The following is a 19,167-nucleotide window of genomic DNA, read 5'->3' as shown; positions in this document are numbered from 1 at the left end:
TCCCCGCCGGTTTTCTCGATTTTCAGCCTTGTCGGTATCATCACGGTGACTTCCTCCAAGTCATGACCCGCAAATAAAGCGACTTCGGCTATTCAATAGAATGAAACAATCATTAGAAAATTCTCGTGGAATTATAATTCCATTTCTGCTAGCCCATGTCAATCGGATAAGCTCTCCCCGAAACGCATATTTTCCGACTGGATGATGCGTATTGCGGGCAGAACTTTGCCAGCATGTATGGTGTCAGCGCTTGGGAGGAAGGCATGGCAGTCGTTACAGGTCTGATCGGGTCCGGCTTTATGGGCAAGACCCATGCGCTGGCGCTTGCCAACGTCAATCGCATCTTCGACCTGCCTTTGCAGGTCGAGTTGCACACGCTGGCCGATATCGATGAAACAACCGCTGAGAAAGCCGCAAGACAACTGGGCTTTGCCCATGCGACCGGCAACTGGTGCGACCTGATTGCCGATCCGACAATCAACCTTATCGATATCACCACGCCCAACCGATTTCACAAGGAAATGGCGCTGGCGGCGATTGAAGCAGGCAAGCATGTTTATTGCGAAAAGCCACTTGCCCCCAGCGCAGCCGATTGTCTGGAAATGACGCTCGCGGCGGAGAAGAAAGGTGTCCAGACAGCCGTTGGTTTCAACTATCTCAAGAACCCGATGATCCGGCTGGCGAAAGACATTATAGACAGCGGTGAAATTGGAGAGGTCCGGAACTTTCGCGGCATCCATGCGGAAGATTTCATGGCCGATGCGCGCATTCCATGGACATGGCGACTGGACCCGGCTGGCGGCGGCGGTGCCCTTGCCGATATAGGTAGCCACATCATCGCTGCCGCGCGCTATCTGGTCGGCCCGATTGCCGAAGTCATGGGCAAGACCGTCACCGCCATTCGCGAGCGCCCGGACAGCGCCGATCCTTCACAAAGCAAGCCGGTTGAAGTGGACGATGTCTGCCATGCCATGATCAGTTTTTCCAATGGGGCGACCGGGACGCTGGAAGCAAGCTGGATCGCCAGCGGGCGCAAAATGCAGCATGACTTCGAAATCTCCGGCTCGAAAGGCGCGATCTTTTTCACGCAGGAGCGGTTCAACGAGTTGGACCTGTTTCTTCATGCCGACAAAAAAGGCCAGCAGGGTTTTCGCAAGATTTTTGCCGGTCCCGACCACGAACCCTATGGTTCGTTCTGCGTGGCGGCGGGACACCAGATCGGTTTCAACGACCTCAAGACCATCGAAGTGCGCGACTTCCTGCTGGCTATTGCTGGCCATAAAACCGGACATGCCGATTTCCGTGAAGGTTATGAAGTGCAAAAGACGCTGGAAACGATCTACGGTTCGGCGCGGGAACGCCAGTGGCGCAGAGTTTAAGCGCGGGACTTCGGCTGCACGATGAACTGCCCGTCGATATGCAGGATATGCGCCTCGATCCCGTAAACCTGCCGCAGCCGCTCCGGCGTCAGCACGTCCTGCGGCGGGCCATCCGCCGCAAGACGCCCGTTCTCGAGAATGATCAGCCGCGTGCAATATTGTGCCGCAAGGCCAAGCTCATGCAGCGAGGCGATCACCGTTCGGCCTTCCTGCGCAATTGCGGCAAAGTTTTCCATCAAGGCCAGTTGATGCGACGGATCAAGCCCGGCGACCGGCTCGTCGGCGAGGATCACAGGCGTATCCTGCGCCAGAACGCGGGCGATCAGCACCCGCGCCAGTTCACCGCCGGAAAGCGCGTTGGCTGGCCGCTCGGCAAAGGCTTCCACATCCATGCGCTGCATCGCCGAACGGATCAGCGCTTCATCGCCAGCGTCCAGCGAAGCAAAGCTTGGCTTCAGCGCCGACCGTCCCAATGACACCAGCATATGCGCGGAAACCGGCCAGGCGACATCGCGCTCCTGCGGCAGATAGGCAACCGCACCAGCTTTGTCGCGGGCGTTGAAATTGGCTATTCCTCGTCCATCGAGTGAAACCGCGCCATCTGCCCGAACAAGGCCGAGCATTGCTTTCAAAAGCGTGGTTTTGCCTGCGCCATTGGGTCCGATCAGGCCGATGAACTCGCCGGGGCCTGCATCGAAGCTGACGCGATCCAGCACGGTTTTCCCGCCCAGCGACACGCTGATATTTTGAACCGAGAGCACCGTCATACGAGTTGCCTGCGATATTTGAACACCAGCCACAGGAAGAATGGCGCGCCGATCAGGGCCGTGACGACGCCGAGCTTCAGTTCCCGTCCCGGCATGGCGACCCGCACCACTATATCGGCAGCAAGCAGCAAAGCCGCACCGCCCAAGCTACTCGCGACAAGCAGCCGCGATGGTCGCGCCCCGACCAGCGGTCGCAGCAGATGCGGCACCACAAGACCGACAAATCCGATAGCGCCCGCCACTGCCGTCGAAGCACCGACACAAAGCGCTGTGCCCAACACGGCCAGAAGCTGCGCGCGGGCCAGACTGACACCCATGCTGGCCGCTGCATCGGCACCGAGCGTCAGGCTGTCGAGCGCCCGCCCCAGCGACAGAAGCATGATCCAGCCAATGATGATGAACGGAACCACCAGCATCACATGGGTCATCGAGCGGTCTGCCAGCGAGCCGAGCATCCAGAACACGATTTCCATCGCTGCGAAGGGGTTGGGCGAAAGGTTGAGCGCCAGAGCAGTCAGCGCTCCGGCTAGGCTGGTCACCGCGACACCGGCCAGAATGACCGCCAATGTTCCGGCATTGCGCCCGGCCAGAAGCTTGACGAGAAAGACCGATGCGAATGCACCGGCCAGCGCCAGCAAAGGCAGGGCCAAGGGAAACAGCAGCGACAGCCCGGTATAAATGGCGATGACTGCGCCAAGCGAAGCCGAAGCGCTGACGCCGAGCAATCCGGGTTCTGCCAGCGGGTTTCGCAGATAGCCTTGCAGGGCCGCCCCAGAAAGCCCCAGCGACGCGCCGATCAGCAAAGCCAGCAAGGCGCGCGGCAGGCGGATCTCACGCATCACCAGCACGATGGCATCGCCCTCGCCGCTGAACAGCGCCCGGAGACTGTCGCTCACCGCAATATTGGCTGGCCCGGTCAGCAGCGACCACGCGAAAAGGACCGCCACAAGCACGGTAAGGCTGACGAGCAAAAGCACGAAACGAGTGTTTTCAGTCACGCGCCGCCTCGCCAAGTTTTTCCACCGCCTCAACACTGAACGGCCCGCCGCAAACGGTCAGATTATCGGGAAGCGTCATTGCTTTCGCCTCGCGCTCCAGCGCCTGCAAAGCCGGATGCCGGAAATTCTGGAAAGCCAGCCCCGGTGCGCGCTCGCTTGCACTGAGGACCAGCATATCTGGCTTTTCCATCACCAGCATTTCGAGAGGTAGCGCCGCAGGTCCGTTCACGCCAGCGCGGTCGGCGATATTGTCCAGCCCTGCCCGCTTGACCGCCTCGTCAATCAATGTGCCGCGCCCGGATGTGTAACTATTGGCGAAATAAAGCGCGACGGTCTTGCGTTGCTGCGGCTTTTCTATTGCCGCAAGTCTAGATCGCATGGAGGCGACCAGCGCTTCCGCCTGTTCTTCGCGTCCAAGCAACGCGCCCATCCGCCTTAGATGCGCTTCGATATCGTCAAACGAGCGCGCAGGCGTGAACTGTTCCACATGCAGGCCAAGCCTGCGCAGAAGATCGACCGTCACCTGCGATGAAAATGTGCCCGCCAGCACCAGATCGGGCTTCATGAGGAAAATCTCCTCTGCTTCAGCCCGATTAACCGGTATTGTCGCCGCCTGCACAGCCAGCACGGAAAGCTGCGGATCGCGCGACAGACGGGAAACCGACCGCAACTGTCCCGGCGCGGCCAGAAGCATGGCCAGTTGATCGGTGCAGACATTGATCGACACCACGCGCTGTGGCGGTGCAGCCTTGGCAGAAGAAAGAGCGACCGAAACCATGGCTGCCAGCGCCATAAGCCAGTTTGCGCCAAGGATCGTCGCTCTCGTCATCCGTCGATAAACCCTCAGAAATTCCGCGTCAGACCGATGTTGAAGGTACGGCCCGGCGCAATATAACCGGAGGTCGTCTGGTAGTCCTTGTCAAAGATGTTCTCGACCGAGAACTTCAGCTTTGACTGCTTGTCGACGGCATAAAGCGCCACGAAATCGGCGGTCACATAGCTGCCGAGCTTCCGCGTATTTGCGGCATCGGCATAGCGCGAACCGCCATAGAAGACGCGGCCCGTCAGGTCGAGACCTTCGAACGGCGTATAGTTCACTTCGGCGGTCGCCTTGAAACGTTCGCGATAGGCAAGATCGGTGTCGTTTTCTTCATCGATGGGTCGCTTGAAGTCCAGCACCCCCTTCACGCCCCATTGGTCATCGAAGCGATGCGCCAGCGTCGCCTCGAAACCTGTCACCTGAGCGCGCGCCACATTATAGGGCAGATAAGAAGGCGCGGTACTCATGATCGCATCGCGCAATTCATTGCGATAAAGCGCAAGATCAAGGCTGGTCGCCGCCGAAATCTGCCAGTTCAGCCCCACTTCATAGGAGCGTGACTTTTCCGGCTGCAGATCGGGATTGGCGAAACCGGGATAATAAAGCTCGTTGAATGTCGGCGCACGAAATCCGGTCGCATAGGACGACCGCACAACGAGGTCGGGTACAATCTCATAGCTCGCACCAATATTGTATGTCGTCACGTCGCCGAATTGCTGGTTGTGGTCGTAACGCACACCGCCATCGACGCGCAGCGCTTCATATTCCAGCGAATACTGCCCGAACACCGCCGCCAGATTGCGCCCCGTCTCGTCATAGGCGACGGTGGAATCGATCGTCTCGCGATAGGCTTCGACACCGCCGGTCACGACATGCTTTGCCTTGCCCGTTTCGAAACTTTTCTCGGTGGACGCGAAAACGCCGTAGCGCTTGGTTTCATAACGGTCGGAGCCGGAGACGCCCTTGCGGAAATCACGGCTGCTATCGATGCCCGAGCTGAACTCGACTGTCGAAGACCAGTCATCCGCGTGATCGATCCGCGTGCCGATCTTGCCAGAAAAGGCTGTGCTGTAGCCCTGATCGGCGGACGGATATTCGGAATCATACTGATTGCGGCCCCGGCTCAAAAGCCCGTCCGCATAGATCCTGCCCCAGTCAAAATCTTTTCCGAGCGAGAAGTTGAGCGAGCCTTGCAGGAAACCATCCCGGTCCGGTTCGTGTCCCCACGCATCGGGGCTGGTGAAATCATAGCCCTCGGTGCCGGTGATCGCCGCACCAAAGGCATAATCGACACCCGCAGCGCTCTGCCCTTGCACCGAACCGGAAGCATAGCCGCCCCAGGGATGGGTGACGCCCGTGGACAGGCTGCCGCACCATGAGCGCTCGCCACAAGCCCCGCCCTGCTTGGTGATGATGTTGATGACGCCGCCCATCGCATCCGCACCATATTGGGCCGAATGGCCGCCCTTGGCGATCTCGATGCGCTCGATGGACGTCAGCGGTATATTGGCCAGCGCCGTGGTTCCGTCCGTAGCCGATGCCGTGCGGACGCCATTGACTAGTACGACCGTCTGCTTGGACGACATGCCGCGCATATAGATGTCCGACTTCGACCCCTGCCCGCCATTCGCCTTGATCGAAACCCCGCTATAGGATTTCAGCAGTGATTGCAGATCGGGGGCCGCCGAACGCTCGATTTCAGCCGTGTCGATGACCGTTACCGACGAGGTGGATCGCTGCAACGACGTTGCGCGACGAAGCGGCGTGACAACAATCGTATCGAGAACCACGCTTGCATTGGCATCGCCCGCGCCGCTGGCGGTTTGGGCCGATGCGGCAAGCGGATTTGCAGCCGCAAAAGCAGCCGTCAGCAAAATGGATAATTTTGGAATATGCACCTGTATCGTCTCCTGCAAGGCGATATCGCCTGACCGCAGGTCGAAGAAATGGGGGATACCCTTTTCCCGTTCCGGCGGCAACATTTGTCCAATGTCACCGCTACGGAAAGCCGCGCCCCGACACGCCCCGCGTCGAAACTAGGTGACCGGATGCGGCAGGTCTCCTGACTTCCGGGTCGCCGCTGTTCTTCCGCCTTCCCGAGTGCAAAAACTGCTCTCAGTGGCTTGATCGCCTGAGCGATTGTGGAAGATAGCTCTCCGGTTACAGTTGCGGGGGCAGTCGCAGAATTGGCCAGATGGCCTCACCGCGTTCCCTTTTCATCCGCCTTTTACAGCGAAACCGTTTCCTGAAACGAGCCCTAGCAAGGCCGAGGCGGATTCGCAATGCGCCAAAAAGCGCGCTCCCCTGAATCGCATTCTCAACGAAGCGATTCAGGGCATTGTTTTCAAACATCTTTGGTTAGAGCATTTCCAGCCAAAGTGCGCAGCGCCTACGCGGGGAAATCGGTTCAATGGACTGATTTCTGATCCCGCTCCGATGCGCAGGATAATGCGTCAAAACGAATGGATAGAGCGGTTCCCACCGCTCTATCGCAGGAATGCCCGGAAGCGTTGCAGCGCGAAGTAAAACAGCACCGAACCGATGACGATCAGGGCCAGAAATTGCGGCCATACCACGCCGATCCCTGCCCCTCGGAACAGGATCGCCTGCGCCAATATGACGAAATGCGTGTTTGGAGCTACCAGCATGATGTTCTGGATGATGTCCGGCATGCTTTCCCGTGGCGTCATGCCGCCGGAAAGCACCTGCAACGGCATTAGCACCAGCATCAGCAACATGCCGAACTGCGGCATGGAGCCTGCAACCGTTGCCAGAAAAATGCCGAGGCTGGTGGTTGCGAAAAGCTGCAATGCGGCGCCAGCCAGAAACAGCAGAACCGATCCATAAATCGGCACCGCTAGCAGACCTTGCACTACAAAGATCAGCGCAAAGGCCGAAGCGACCAGCACGACCAGCCCCATGGACCAGACCTTGCTGACCATGATTTCAACCGGCGTCACCGGCATGACGAGCAAATGCTCGATGGTGCCATGCTCGCGCTCGCGGATCAGCGCAGCACCCGTCAGGATGATCGACAGCATGGTGACCGACGAAATGACATTGTTGATCGCGCCAAACCAGCTCTTGTTCAGATCCTGATTGAAGCGGGATCGCAAATTGAGATCGACCTTCGTATCCGCCGTGCCGCGATAACGGTTCAGGAACTCGTTCACCTCACTGGAGACGATGGACTGAACATAGCCACCGCCCGTAAAGGCCTGACTCATGCGAGTTGCATCCACATTGAGCTGGATGGTCGGCGAGCGCCCGGCCAGCAGATCGCGCTGAAAATTCGGCGGAATGTTCAGCGCGAAAGTGTCGAGCCCTTCATCCATGCGGCTGTCCATCTCGTAGGAAGAAATGAGTTTGGGCGGCACGAAATAAGGCGGGTAGAAAGCCGAGGTGATACGGTTTGAGACCGGCGATTGGTCTTCATCGACAATCGCGATAGCCGCATTGCTGAGATTTTCGGGCTGGGCCCGGGCAGAGGTATAGACCGCAAGCGTAAACGCATAGACGATCAGCAGCAGAAGCATAGGATCGCGGGCGAGACCGCGCAATTCCTTGATACCGAGCTGGAATATATTGGCTATCCGCATCTCAGCCCGCCTGTTTCTTGAGAAGGAGAATGGCCAGCACCATCAGCACCGGAATGGCGATCAGCAAGGGTATGAACGACCCGGCAAGATCGCCAAAATCAAGCGCCTTGGAGAAAACCCCGCGCGAGATGGTCACGAAATAGGTCGTCGGGTAAATCTTGCCGATGAATGCGCCCGCACCCTGCAATGACGAAACCGGATCGATGATGCCGGAATATTGCACCGCCGGAATGAGTGTCAGCAAGGCCGTCCCGAAAATGGCGGCAATCTGGCTGCTCATGAAGGTGGAAAGCACCAGACCCATGCCGGTCGCGATGATGACATAGAGCAGCGCCGCCGCTGCATAGGTGAGGAAACTGCCGGTAAACGGCACCCGGAAGATGAAGACAGCAAAGGCTGTCAGCATCAGGAAGTTGAGGAAGGCGAGTGCGATATAGGGCAATTGCTTGCCGAACAGGAACTCGAATTTGGTCACCGGCGTCACATAGAAATTGATGATAGAGCCCAGCTCCTTTTCGCGCACCACGCTCAAAACCGCGAGCATGGCCGGGATCATCAAAAGCAGCATTGGAATGACTGCTGGAACCATCGCCACCAGACTCTGGACATCGGGATTGTAGCGATAGCGAATTTCCAGATTGAAATTGCCGACCGTCGCCGCATTGCCATAAAGCTCGCGCGCCTTTTGCGTCAGCCAGTTGGCATGCATGCCTTGCACATAGCCGCGCACCGTTTCAGCGCGGGTGGGCATGGCACCGTCGATCCAGGCCGCCACCTCGACAGGCCGCCCATGCGCGATATTTGCGCCGAAACGTGGCGGTATCTCGATGGCAAGGCTAATCTCGCCGTTGCGCATCCGCCGGTCGAGATCGTCATAATCGGTAATCGGCGGCATTTCAGTGAAATAGCGCGACCCGGCAATCTGCTGCGTATAATCGCGGCTGACCGTCGTATCGTCGCGGTCCAGAACCGCAAATGTCAGGTTTTCGACATTGAGATTGATGCCGTAACCGATCACAAACATCAAAATCACCGTACCAAGAATGGCGAGTGTCGCGCGGATTGGATCGCGCTTCAATTCCAGCGCCTCGCGCCGTGTATAAGCCAGCATGCGGCGCGGATTGGGAAGCCAACTCGGTTGAGGCTTGGGAGGACTGACGGCAGCCTGAACCGGCGCTGGTGCCTCTTCCGTAACAGGTGCTGCCGGTTGCGGCGTCTCGCCGATGGCTTCGGTCAGATAGGCGATAAAGGCTTCTTCCAAGGTCGCCGCATTGCGGCTTGCCGTGATCGCTTTCGGCGTGTCGCTGATCAGCACCTTGCCCGCATGCATCAATGAAATGCGGTCGCACAACTCCGCTTCATTCATGAAGTGGGTCGAGACGAAAATCGTCACATTATCCTTGCGCGACAGGTCGGCCAGAATTTCCCAGAAAGCATCACGCGCCACCGGGTCCACACCGGAAGTCGGCTCATCGAGAATGAGAATATCCGGCGAATGAATCAGCGCCACCGCCAAAGACAGGCGCTGGCGAATACCAAGCGGCATGGAATCCGGCAATTCGTCCATCACTCCGGACAGATCGAAACGCTCGGAAAGTTCCTTGATGCGCCGCGCGGTCAGTTCCGGCTCCATGCCGAAAAGCTTGGCATGCAGTTCCAGATTCTGGAGAACCGTCAGCTCGGAATAAAGCGAAAAGGCCTGCGACATGTAGCCGACGCGCCGCCTGATATCGATATCCTTCGGATCGACCTCGCGCCCGAACAACCGTGCAATGCCGTCGCTGGCGGGCAGAAGGCCGGTCAGCACCTTCATGGTGGTGGATTTGCCGCAGCCATTCGAACCGAGGAACCCGAAAATTTCGCCGCGTGGAATGCGGAAGCTCACATTATCGACCGCCGTGAAATTGCCGAACCGAACCGTGACATGTTCGGCTTCAATGGCGATCTCGGCATCGGCACCCGGCGCGCGCGGCGGAATGACGATTTCCTTGTGCCCCTGCCGCAATTCCTCCGGCAGCAAAGCGATGAAGGCCGCATCGAGATTGGGCGTTTTAGTGCGTTCGAGAAGCTCCCGCGGCGTGCCCGTTGCCAATATCTGCCCGTCATTCATCGCGACAAGCCAGTCAAAACGCTCCGCTTCCTCCATATAGGCGGTCGCGACGATGACACTCATCCCCGGACGGTCCTTGCGGATATCGTCGATCAGTTCCCAGAACTGCCGGCGCGACAGGGGATCGACGCCAGTGGTCGGTTCATCGAGGATCAGCAGATCAGGATCGTGGATCAGCGAACAGCAGAGGCTCGTCTTCTGTTTCATGCCGCCCGAGAGCTTGCCTGCCGGGCGATCCGCAAAGGGTGACATGCCAGTGCGCGCCAGAAGATCGGCAATGCGTCGCTCCCGCTCCTGCCTGTCATGGCCGAACAACCGTCCGAAAAAATCAATATTCTCGAAAACCGAGAGCGTCGGATAAAGGTTCTTGCCAAGACCTTGCGGCATATAGGCGATGCGCGGATAGGCAGATTCGCGATGCTTCCGATCGGCAATATCGCCGCCCAGCACCTCAATGTGGCCTTCCTGCATGCTGCGCGCGCCTGAAACCAGCGACAGCAGGCTCGATTTGCCGACGCCGTCGGGACCGATCAGGCCGATCATGCGCCCTGCGGGGATATCGAGATCAACATCGCGCAGCGCCTGCGCAGCGCCATAGGACAATTTTACGCCCTTTGCGCGAACGACAAAACTGTCGCCTCCCGCCTCAGACTGGACCGAAGCGTCACTCATTTTACGGTTTCCGCGAGGTTCTTCGGCCATTCAGCAGCGGGGTCAAGCTTCACATAGGCCATGCCCGGTAGCCCGGTCTTCACCTGCTGGATATATTTCTGAAGCAGTTCCGGCGAAATCTTTGCCTTGACGCGGAACATCAGCTTCTGGCGTTCCTCCTCGGTTTCAACCGTCTTCGGCGTGAACTGCGCCACATCGGCCACGAAGGAAATCGTGGCTGGAATGACATATTGCGGCGCAGCATCCAGCACGATGCGGGCTTCGGCGCCGATTGCGACACGACCGGCCTGCGCGGTCGGCAGGAAAAACGTCATATAGACATCGCCAAGGTCAACGAGGTTGAGAACGCGACCGCCAGCCGAAAGGACTTCGCCGGGCTGGGCAACACGATATTGCACCCGCCCCGCCGTTGGCGCGACCAGCGTTGCGTCGTTGATATCCGCCATGATGCTGGCAATCGCCGCCTTGGCGGCTTCCACCGATGCCTCGGCATCGACAACCTGCGCCTTGGCGGCATTGATGGCCGCGTCGCTTGCCGCAAGCTGCGCCTTGGCAGCCTCGACCGCTGCCTGCGCGCCTTGCGCACTGGCGCGGTCATCATCGAGAACCTGTTCGGAGACGGTTCGCGATTGGGTCAACGCCTGCGAACGTGCCAGACGCCGCTGTGCCGCATCGAGTTGCGCATTGCGCTGGGCGACCGTCGCCTGATTGGCGGCAAATTCCGCCTGTCGCTGTATGACGAGGCTCTGCGCCGTCTCGATGCCGATCTGCGCCCGGCGCAATTGCGCTTCCGCCTGTGCGCGCTGGCTTTCCAGCTGATCGGTATCCATGCGCGCAAGGATATCGCCCTGTTTGACGAATGAACCCTCATTGGCAAGTATTTCGCGGATACGACCGGGGCTCTTGGTCGAAATATCGATCTCGGTTGCTTCGATACGGCCATTGCCCGAGGCAATCCCATCGGGCAATCCGCTGCCGTTCAGCGCCTTCCAGGCATAGTAACCACCAGCAGCCAGCGCCACCACCACTGCAGCCACAATCCATTGCTTGCGGTTGGAACTCATGCGAAACACCCTTTTTGCAATATCTACGACAATGCCGGCATTATTCCCGAGTTAGTTCAAGGCATTGGCAGGCGATCCCCATTGTCGGGCTGTTCGCAATCCCACCGCCCCGCTCGATAGTCATCGGAGAACCATATGGTTGAGGATATGGAACAACTGCACAGGTTGACAACCAGCGAATGCTAATAAACGCGGGATAAAGTAAATGCCGTTGCGGCCCTGCTTATAGGCCGCGAATTTCAATCGCTTTGACCTTGATCAATAGACGCTAAAATACTGGCAATTTCTTCAAAATACTCGACCGACGAGAAGCGCGGGTGCCGATTTGGTGAAATAGAGGGCAACGCCGACAGCACCCGCTGGCTGTCGAAAACGGCGTTACGAAAGATCGCGCTGGTATGCGCTCGACAGATTTGATGAAGGCCGGGATGCCATTTAGGGCCGGACATCCCGGTCGCCGATTCTGGTGGAAACCAGCAACGGCAGAAGCATTAGCAACTCTGCGGGAAGCGCACTTTGATCAGGATCAAAGATGCGCGGTGAAACGCGCTATTTCTGGCCGCACTTGCCCCACGTCTTCTTCAAATAATCCGATACGTTCTTCAGTTTTGGGTCGGACAGAAATCCCTGTCGAAACAGGATGCTGCCCTTCACTTCCGGCAGCGACTGGTTCAGTTCCAGCTGGCGCTTGATCTCGCTTAAGCCGCCACCTGCCTGCCAGCCCGGCTCCGACGCGGTTGCGGTTCCGGCGCGATAAAGCGCCATGCCGATGTAAAGATCAGTCTTGGTGCCGCGCACCGTATCCGCCCACCATTTGACGATCGTGTCGTAGGACACGGCCTTGCGTCCGAACGACCAGTAAACCTGCGGCGCGATATAATCGATCAGGCCGTCCTTGACCCAGCGTCTCGTATCGGCGAAATCGCCGTCATAATTCGTCTTGCCCGCGCGCGTGGCAGACCCTAGCGGATCGTCGGCCTTGTTGCGCCAGACCCCACCGGGGCTGATGCCAAAGCGCACATTCGGCTTGATCGACTTGATCTTGTCGGAAATTTCCTGAACCAAAGTATAGGTATTGTAACGTCGCCAGTCATATTTGCTGGCAAAGCGTGTACCGAAACGCGCATAGGTCTTGTCGTCATCGAGAGGCGAGGACGCGGTTTCATAATAGAAATAATCGTCGAACTGGATTCCATCGACATTGTATTTCTGCACGACCTCGGCGGTGATGTTCGTCACCCATTGGCGAACGGCGGGAATGCCGGGATCGAGAACATAGCGATCCGCCGACACGCCGACCCAGCTTGGATGCGTCTTGTAGACGCTCGGCGGCGGATCCTTGGACGAGTTCTTCAATTCCTTGCGCGTGGATGCCTTGACGTCCATCGAAACCCGATAGGGATTGAGCCAGGCATGCAGTTCGATGCCGCGCTTGTGCGCCTGCTCAATGGCAAACTGCAACGGATCAAAGCCGGGGTTTTTGCCGAGCGTCCCGGTCAGATAGGACGACCACGGCAGATAGGATGACGCATAGAATGCATCCGCTGCTGGCGACACCTGAAACACCACCGCATTGATTCCGTGTTCCGACGCCTCGTTGAAGAGGTTCGCCAGCTCCTGTTTTTGCCGCCGGATGCGTTCATCGTCATTTTCGATTTTCGTTGACGCCCGCGATGGCCAGTCGAGATTGAGAACCGTGGCGATCCAGCTTGCCTGAAACGCATCGCAATGGGGTGATATGGGCGGCGATATGTCGAGAGGCATGGGCATTCCGCTTTTGATTTTGCATTTCCAGCCGCAAACAATGCGGCCAAGGCTTGGATATGGTTCTTATAGGCGTTAGCTTAAAGCAGAATCTGGAGAAGCGAGGAAACATGTACAAGAATATTATCGCCACGACCGATGGATCGGAATTCGCCGAGCGTGGTCTCGTGCATGCATTCCAGCTGGCCAAGGCCGTTGGGGCCAAGGTTACGGTTGTGACGGTCACCGCACCTTATTCCGTGTCCGGCCTGCCCGGCGGTTGGACCGACAGTCCGGCTTTCATCGAACGTTTCGAACAGGAATGGAAGGATTTCGCCGATACGACACTGATACGCGCGCGCGAACTGGCAGTCGAGGCTGGCTGCGAAGTCCACACGCTGCATGTGGTCGAGCAGCACCCGGCAACAGCCATCATCGGATCCGCGACCGAACTGGGCAGCGATTTGATCGTCATGGCATCCAACGGACGGCGCGGTTTCAAGGGCCTGCTGCTCGGCAGCCAGACCTATGAAGTCGTTACCCGCAGCACGATTCCGGTGCTTGTCGTTCGATAAGTGAAGGATGATCGAAGTCGCGGCGATCAGCTTGTTTGATGACCGCTGGCGCTCTCAATATCCACCCGGAAGAAAACCGGCTCCAGCTTGCGGGTGTCGCCTTCCTTGGTGATGGTCTTGGTATAGGCCGGTTCCCACCAAGTCGGCTCAGCAGACATGATACTGACGATGGCCGCCTTCTCGTCTTCCCGCGCGATCTCACGATAGCGACCGTGCAGCACCACGGTTTTCCATTCGGTGCGGGATAGAATGTGGTCGAAGAGGATGCAGACAGCATTGTTCTTGCGCATCGCTTCGGTCTTCTGCCCATCGGTCGTGAAGGAATAAAGCGACCCGCCATTGAAGCGGAAACTCATCGGCACAATAACCGGGCGGTCATCCAGAATATAAGCCAGCCGCCCCATATGCGAATTCTGAATCATGTCCCGAAGATCGTAGTCCGACATTTCCTTGATCAACATGGCGTATCGTCTCCTGAAAAAGCTTCCCCATACTCCTAATACATAGGGCGGTGAGCTTGCCTTGACAGAGATCAAGGAGACGAAAGGATTTGCGTCAGATGAAAAGCCGCCCCTCGGCGATCTTGACCGCCGTTCCACCAATGCGCGCGCCGGTCAGCTTCTGCCCGTTGACGTCGAGTTCAAGACGGATGAGCGACGGACGCCCCATTTCCATGCCCTGCTCGATCCACCATTGCGAACTGCCGTCCATCGGCTTATCGTTCTGCTGGATCATTCCGGCAAAGGCTGCAGCCGCCGAACCCGTCGCCGGGTCTTCATAGACATTCGCCCCGGTCACGAACATACGGGCATGATAATTGCTGTTGAACAGAATCGTCTCGCGGCAATAGACATAGATCGGCAGCGGACGCCCATCGACATGTGGCAGGTTCTCCGTGACATAGACCGGATCGATCGACACCTTGGCCGCAGCGATGAGATTGTGAACCGGCACGAGAAGATAAGGCGTTCCCGCGCTCCAGATGCCGGGCACATGATTCTCGAAGCCTATCTCATGCGTTCCAAGCCCGATGGCGGCGGCTGCTTCTTCTTTCTCGATGCGTATGTCGATCTTTTCCGGCAAGCGCGGAAGATCGAATTCGGCAAAGGCGCTGTTGTCACCCAGAATGACGCCACAGCGCACAATGCCCACCTTTTCTTCCAGCGCGACAAGCCGGTCGGCCTCATCGCCGGTGTTGCGACGGCGCGCCAGCGAAACGGCGGCGCCCACCGTCGGATGACCGGCAAAAGGCAATTCGTAATCGGGCGTGAAAATCCGAACCGCAGCCTCATGGGCGGGATTGGAAGGCGGAAAAATGAAAACCGTCTCGGAAAGATTGAACTCGCGGGCGATGGCCTGCATGCGGGCATCGTTCAGCCCTTCGCAGTCATGGACGACGGCCAAAGGATTTCCGGCCAGAGCTTTCTCGGCAAAAACGTCGAAAACCTCATAGAAACGGCCGGAAACAGCGGCTTCGCTCATCCCTCAATCTCCCCTCGACACTTTTCTGGAAACTATGATCAGTGTCTTTATATTCAACCATCATCTTAATAGAATTCTGTGCGAGCATAGCCAATTTATCGGCCCTGTCACTGCCAGTCTGGCTTATTTGTTCACTGTCTGAAATGCCAGTCGGCAAAAGCACGAACATAAGACGGTGTGGCATCGCCCATCATGCCCGCTGCCTTGATCGGGATAATCTCGGCCAGTTCCGGCTCAGCCTGCGCAGATACGAAATTTTCGATGCCGGAAACCAGCTCCCGCGACGGCGCATCGAAGCGATAGCGGCGGAACAGCGCGATGCTGCGATTGCCAGTCACCAGATTGAGCTGCACCTCGCCCTCAGCGTCGGCCAGATTGAGACCGGTTTCTTCACGCACCTCGCGCTGCATATTGGCGACGTAGTCCACCCGCCCGTCTACAATGTCGTTATCGTCGATTGAGCCTGCCGGAAAATAGATGCGCCCCCCACCGGCATTCTGCATGCCCATACGGGCCGCAATCAGATGTCCCTCGCATGAAACAATGACGCCCACGCCGAAGATATGCCATGGACGAACTGGCTCCGGGTCGTTGCGCCAATGCATCAGCGTCGCAAAGCTGCTGCGCTTGAAACCCGCCTTCAAGACACCATCGGCCAGCCGCGCTTCCGGCGCCAAAAAGATTTCGCCATCGAACAAAGCTGGCTTTGCGGCCTGCTCACGCTTCCAGTTCAGCGCAATTATCTGCTGATGCTGCTGCGTATATTCAAGCGGCCCTGGAACGACACGGACATCGGCATCATCGATGACATGAACCGTATTTTCCCGCACATGATCCATCGTGGTTCTATCCTGCCTCTCAGACAATATTCAGCGTCACGGCGACCGGGCAATGATCACTGGCCTTGGGCCGATCCCAGCCCGTGCGCGGATAGCGCTCCACCTGCTGATCCCGTGGAAACACCGTGCGCCATGGCTGGCCGCGCCGGACAATCTGCGGCACCGCGCTTTCGTTTTTCAAAGCAAATGATGGTGACGCCAGGATGTAATCAAGCTGACAAAGATGTCGCTCCTGTGGTCCGCGCGTATGATACAACGTCCAGCGATCCATGATCGGGCGGCGCTCCACGAGATTGACGGCAAAACCATCGCCAAGCAGCACATCGAGCGCGCTGTCCTCTTCCTGAACGGGCGTGAAGTCATAGCCGTTCCATTCATCGCCACCAATGACGATGCGCTCGCGATAATCGTTGAAATCGCCACAGATCAGCCAGCGCCGATTGGCAGCCTTGGCCGGTCCGAACTTGTCTTCGATGATGCGGCGGATCGCCTTCGCCTCGGCTTTGCGAACCGGGGATGAAGCGGTGCGCCCGTCAAAGCCGTTGCGCGCGCCGGTCATGGATTTGAGATGCGTCACGAAAAGCGAGAGCGGCTTGCCCGCAATACGCAAATCCACATTCAAACAATCCCGCTTGAAAATGCGGTCATGCGGCTCAATGCCAAGTTCTGCCAGAACAGGCTCGTACAGGCCGAAATCATTATAGGTCAGATGCGCGTGGCTCGTGACCTCGTCCACCTCTATAGGCTGGCCGTCGCGGGTCGTGTCCCGGATCATGACGGCCACGTCGATGCCCCGGCTGTCATTGCCGTCGATCAGATGTTTGTGCCGGTAGCCATGGCCGATCATCTTGAAAAGATAGCCATATTCGAAGGCGTTGAGCGCGGCCAGATTATCGACTTCCTGCAGGCACAGTATGTCGGCGCGCGTTTCGGCGATTGCGAGCGCCGTCATCTGCCTTGTGTCGTCGGCATGGGCGACAGCACGCGCCTGCTCCAGCAGACGGTATTGCGCCTCGTCACCGATTTCGAACAATTGCAGGCTGCGGTCCTGATGCAATTCATTGCGGAAGCCCGAAAAATCGAACCGGCGCATCAGATTCTCGACATTGAATGTGGCTATCGTAAACATGTGCGAGCAATCTCGCCAGTTGCATCGCGATTGGCAAGGACTTCTTGGCCGCGCCGGGAATTTTCCCCGAACGGATGATTTTGGAAGATGAAACACCCATATTAAGTGTATGACGACAGCGAATGCCCGCCTCCCATACATGAAAGGCAATAGTCGTAATGCTCAAGAAAACCCTGTGCGCAGCGATGATTTCCAGTCTGTTTGCCGTTGGCTTCGCTGCGCCCGCCGTGGCGGTCGAACTGCGCAAAACGCCCTATCTGCCATCGTTGCAGCCGACCAGACCGCCAGTCGTCAATCCCAATTCGAATACCAATCGACCCGGCCCGAATTCGCCGGGATGCTACGGCTCCGTCACCTGCCGCAACAGCGAAAACTATATCTCCGGTCAGGGTGTGTTGCGTTACAAGAACGGCGAGCCGTTGGACGTGCGCCCATCCACCCGCCCGCAGGTTAAGCGCTTCGGGCCGAGCGTCAATCACATGCAGTGGTGCTCAAACCGCTATCGCAGCTATCGCAGCTCCGATGATACCTATCAGCCCCTCGCCGGGCCGCGCACCAGCTGCAACTCGCCATTTCAATAAAGAAAGGCCGGGAAATTTCCCGGCCTTTGCTTTTTGTTCCCAGTTCTTATGCAGCAGCAGACTTGCTGTGCGTGCGGATCAGGCGGCCAAGCCGCATGATGCCTTCATCGATCATTTCGTCATTGGCGCAAGAATAGCTAAGGCGCAGCGTGTTCGCGCCGGTGGCATCGGCAAAGAACGCCTTGCCGGGAACGAAAGCGACCTTTTCAGTCTCAATGGACGATGCAAGCAGCTGCGCGCCATCCATGCCTTCCGGCACCGTGACCCAGATGAACATGCCGCCTTCAGGCTTGGTCCAGCTGGTGCCTTCCGGCATATATTTGGCAAGGGCTTCCAGCATGCGGTCACGGCGATGCTTGTAGACCTTGGCGACCTTGGCGACCTGTGCATCGAAGCCATGCGTCGCGACATGATAGATCGCGATCTGGTTGATGGTCGAGGAATGAAGGTCCGCCGCCTGCTTCATGAGAACGAGCTTGCGGATAACATCCTTCGAGGCAACCACGTAGCCGACGCGCAGCCCCGGTGCGAGGGTCTTCGAGAACGAGCCGCAATAGATGGTGCGGGTCTTTTCGATGTCGCCGCCATTGCGGGCGATGTCGAGCGAAAGGATCGGCGGGATGGCTTCGCCATTGTAGCGCAGATACTGATAGGCTGCGTCTTCAATGATCGGGATATTCAGCTCATCGGCTTCTGCCAGAAGCTTTTGACGGCCAGCCAGATCGACGGTCTCGCCGGTCGGATTGGCGAAATCGGCAGAAAGATAGCTGAACTTCACCTTGCCGCCAGCCTTTTCAGCGGCCTGCACATAGGATTCAGGCGTGCGGTTGCCCTTGATCGCCAGCGTGTCATAGGTCGGCTCATAGGCATTGAATGCCTGCAAGGCGCCGAGATAGGTCGGCGCAGTCACCAGCGCGGTATCATTGGGCGAAATGAACAGCTTGCCGAGATAATCGAGCGCCTGCTGCGAACCGGAGGTGATGAAAACATTGTCCTCGGTGCAGGGAATGCCGATCTTGGCCAGTTCGCCGACAAGCCAGGTGCGCAGCGGCTTATAGCCTTCCGATACCGAATATTGCAGCGCGGCATTGGCTTCCGCACCCGTCAGGGTTTCCTTGTAGGCAGCCTGAAAGGCGTCATGCGGAAACAGCGCCGGATCGGGAATGCCACCGGCAAATGAAATGATGTCCGGACGTTCCAGAAGCTTCAAAAGTTCGCGGATTTCCGATGCGCGCATGCGTTTGGAGCGCGTTGCAAAAACATTTTCCCAGTCCAACACGGGAAATCTCCTCAATTAGACTTAACCATCCATCTGATGGAATTCGTATTAGCCAGATCTCCTCAAACCCCAGCTAATAGGGCGAAGCTCTAGCGCAATTTTAGACCAACGAGAACAGCTTTTCCCATGC

17 protein-coding genes and 1 riboswitch are annotated in these 19,167 nt (G+C 57.8%); of the genes, 3 read left to right on the top strand and 14 right to left on the bottom strand.

Features of this window, described 5'->3' with window-relative positions; translation table 11 throughout:
* Window positions 1–263 precede the first annotated feature (263 nt).
* Window positions 264–1,379: a Gfo/Idh/MocA family protein gene (locus QLQ11_RS01525; protein WP_109370258.1), complete on the top strand. Its 1,116-nt coding sequence runs from the start codon at window positions 264–266 to the stop codon at window positions 1,377–1,379.
* Here the strand turns inward: QLQ11_RS01525 and QLQ11_RS01520 are convergent.
* From QLQ11_RS01520 to QLQ11_RS01480, 9 genes are all read right to left on the bottom strand, one after another.
* Entirely contained in the window at window positions 1,376–2,146 is a 771-nt protein-coding gene (locus QLQ11_RS01520) for an ABC transporter ATP-binding protein (protein WP_121536352.1), read from the bottom strand. The two genes, QLQ11_RS01525 and QLQ11_RS01520, sit on opposite strands and share 4 nt — an antisense overlap.
* The gene (locus tag QLQ11_RS01515) at window positions 2,143–3,144 is read right to left on the bottom strand and encodes an iron ABC transporter permease (RefSeq protein WP_109369353.1); all 1,002 of its coding nucleotides are present in this window, start codon (window positions 3,142–3,144) and stop codon (window positions 2,143–2,145) included. Before QLQ11_RS01515 ends, QLQ11_RS01520 begins: the two co-directional genes overlap by 4 nt.
* On the bottom strand, window positions 3,137–3,973 hold the full coding sequence (locus QLQ11_RS01510; RefSeq protein ID WP_109369354.1) for an ABC transporter substrate-binding protein: 837 nt from the start codon (window positions 3,971–3,973) through the stop codon (window positions 3,137–3,139). The genes QLQ11_RS01515 and QLQ11_RS01510 overlap by 8 nt, the downstream gene beginning before the upstream one ends.
* A 14-nt stretch (window positions 3,974–3,987) precedes the next feature.
* Window positions 3,988–5,862, bottom strand: a complete 1,875-nt coding sequence (locus QLQ11_RS01505) for a TonB-dependent receptor domain-containing protein (RefSeq protein WP_109370259.1) — start codon at window positions 5,860–5,862, stop codon at window positions 3,988–3,990.
* A gap of 136 nt (window positions 5,863–5,998) precedes the next feature.
* Window positions 5,999–6,222, bottom strand: a riboswitch (cobalamin riboswitch).
* 228 nt (window positions 6,223–6,450) lie between these two features.
* A complete protein-coding gene (locus QLQ11_RS01500; protein ID WP_109369355.1) occupies window positions 6,451–7,563 on the bottom strand; it encodes an ABC transporter permease in 1,113 nt (370 codons plus the stop codon).
* Between the two features lies 1 nt (window position 7,564).
* Entirely contained in the window at window positions 7,565–10,375 is a 2,811-nt protein-coding gene (gene rbbA / locus QLQ11_RS01495) for a ribosome-associated ATPase/putative transporter RbbA (protein ID WP_371830790.1), read from the bottom strand.
* On the bottom strand, window positions 10,342–11,409 hold the full coding sequence (locus QLQ11_RS01490) for an HlyD family secretion protein (RefSeq protein WP_109369357.1): 1,068 nt from the start codon (window positions 11,407–11,409) through the stop codon (window positions 10,342–10,344). The genes rbbA and QLQ11_RS01490 overlap by 34 nt, the downstream gene beginning before the upstream one ends.
* Window positions 11,410–11,648: 239 nt before the next feature.
* Entirely contained in the window at window positions 11,649–11,858 is a 210-nt protein-coding gene (locus QLQ11_RS01485; protein ID WP_371835892.1) for a hypothetical protein, read from the bottom strand.
* Window positions 11,859–11,958: 100 nt separating this feature from the next.
* Complete coding sequence (locus tag QLQ11_RS01480; protein ID WP_371835891.1) at window positions 11,959–13,173, bottom strand: glycoside hydrolase family 10 protein; 1,215 nt, start codon at window positions 13,171–13,173, stop codon at window positions 11,959–11,961.
* A gap of 110 nt (window positions 13,174–13,283) precedes the next feature.
* Between QLQ11_RS01480 and QLQ11_RS01475 the strand changes: the two genes are divergently transcribed.
* The gene (locus tag QLQ11_RS01475; protein WP_371835890.1) at window positions 13,284–13,727 is read left to right on the top strand and encodes a universal stress protein; all 444 of its coding nucleotides are present in this window, start codon (window positions 13,284–13,286) and stop codon (window positions 13,725–13,727) included.
* 26 nt (window positions 13,728–13,753) lie between these two features.
* Here the strand turns inward: QLQ11_RS01475 and QLQ11_RS01470 are convergent, their stop codons facing one another.
* The 4 genes from QLQ11_RS01470 to QLQ11_RS01455 form a co-directional block, all read right to left on the bottom strand.
* A complete protein-coding gene (locus tag QLQ11_RS01470; RefSeq protein WP_109369360.1) occupies window positions 13,754–14,188 on the bottom strand; it encodes a pyridoxamine 5'-phosphate oxidase family protein in 435 nt (144 codons plus the stop codon).
* 94 nt (window positions 14,189–14,282) lie between these two features.
* Window positions 14,283–15,209 carry a PhzF family phenazine biosynthesis protein gene (locus QLQ11_RS01465; RefSeq protein WP_109369361.1) on the bottom strand — a complete coding sequence of 309 codons (927 nt, stop codon included), beginning with the start codon at window positions 15,207–15,209 and terminating at the stop codon, window positions 14,283–14,285.
* Window positions 15,210–15,340: 131 nt separating this feature from the next.
* Window positions 15,341–16,048, bottom strand: coding sequence for an NUDIX hydrolase (locus QLQ11_RS01460; RefSeq protein ID WP_109369362.1), 708 nt, complete (start codon window positions 16,046–16,048; stop codon window positions 15,341–15,343).
* A 19-nt stretch (window positions 16,049–16,067) separates the two neighbouring features.
* Window positions 16,068–17,177: an endonuclease/exonuclease/phosphatase family protein gene (locus QLQ11_RS01455; RefSeq protein WP_109369363.1), complete on the bottom strand. Its 1,110-nt coding sequence runs from the start codon at window positions 17,175–17,177 to the stop codon at window positions 16,068–16,070.
* Between the two features lie 158 nt (window positions 17,178–17,335).
* Here QLQ11_RS01455 and QLQ11_RS01450 point away from each other — a divergent pair, with 158 nt between their 5' ends.
* Window positions 17,336–17,758 (top strand): BA14K family protein, encoded by a 423-nt coding sequence (locus QLQ11_RS01450; RefSeq protein WP_109369364.1) that lies wholly within the window; start codon window positions 17,336–17,338, stop codon window positions 17,756–17,758.
* A 46-nt stretch (window positions 17,759–17,804) separates the two neighbouring features.
* Here QLQ11_RS01450 and QLQ11_RS01445 read toward each other — a convergent pair whose 3' ends face one another.
* Complete coding sequence (locus tag QLQ11_RS01445; RefSeq protein ID WP_109369365.1) at window positions 17,805–19,037, bottom strand: PLP-dependent aminotransferase family protein; 1,233 nt, start codon at window positions 19,035–19,037, stop codon at window positions 17,805–17,807.
* Window positions 19,038–19,167 lie beyond the last annotated feature (130 nt).

Origin of the sequence: Ochrobactrum sp. SSR (assembly GCF_030067775.1) — a bacterium.
Lineage (GTDB): Bacteria > Pseudomonadota > Alphaproteobacteria > Rhizobiales > Rhizobiaceae > Brucella > Brucella teleogrylli.
The sequence above is the reverse complement of the archived record's forward strand: the minus strand, read 5'-3'. Positions and strand labels throughout refer to the sequence as shown.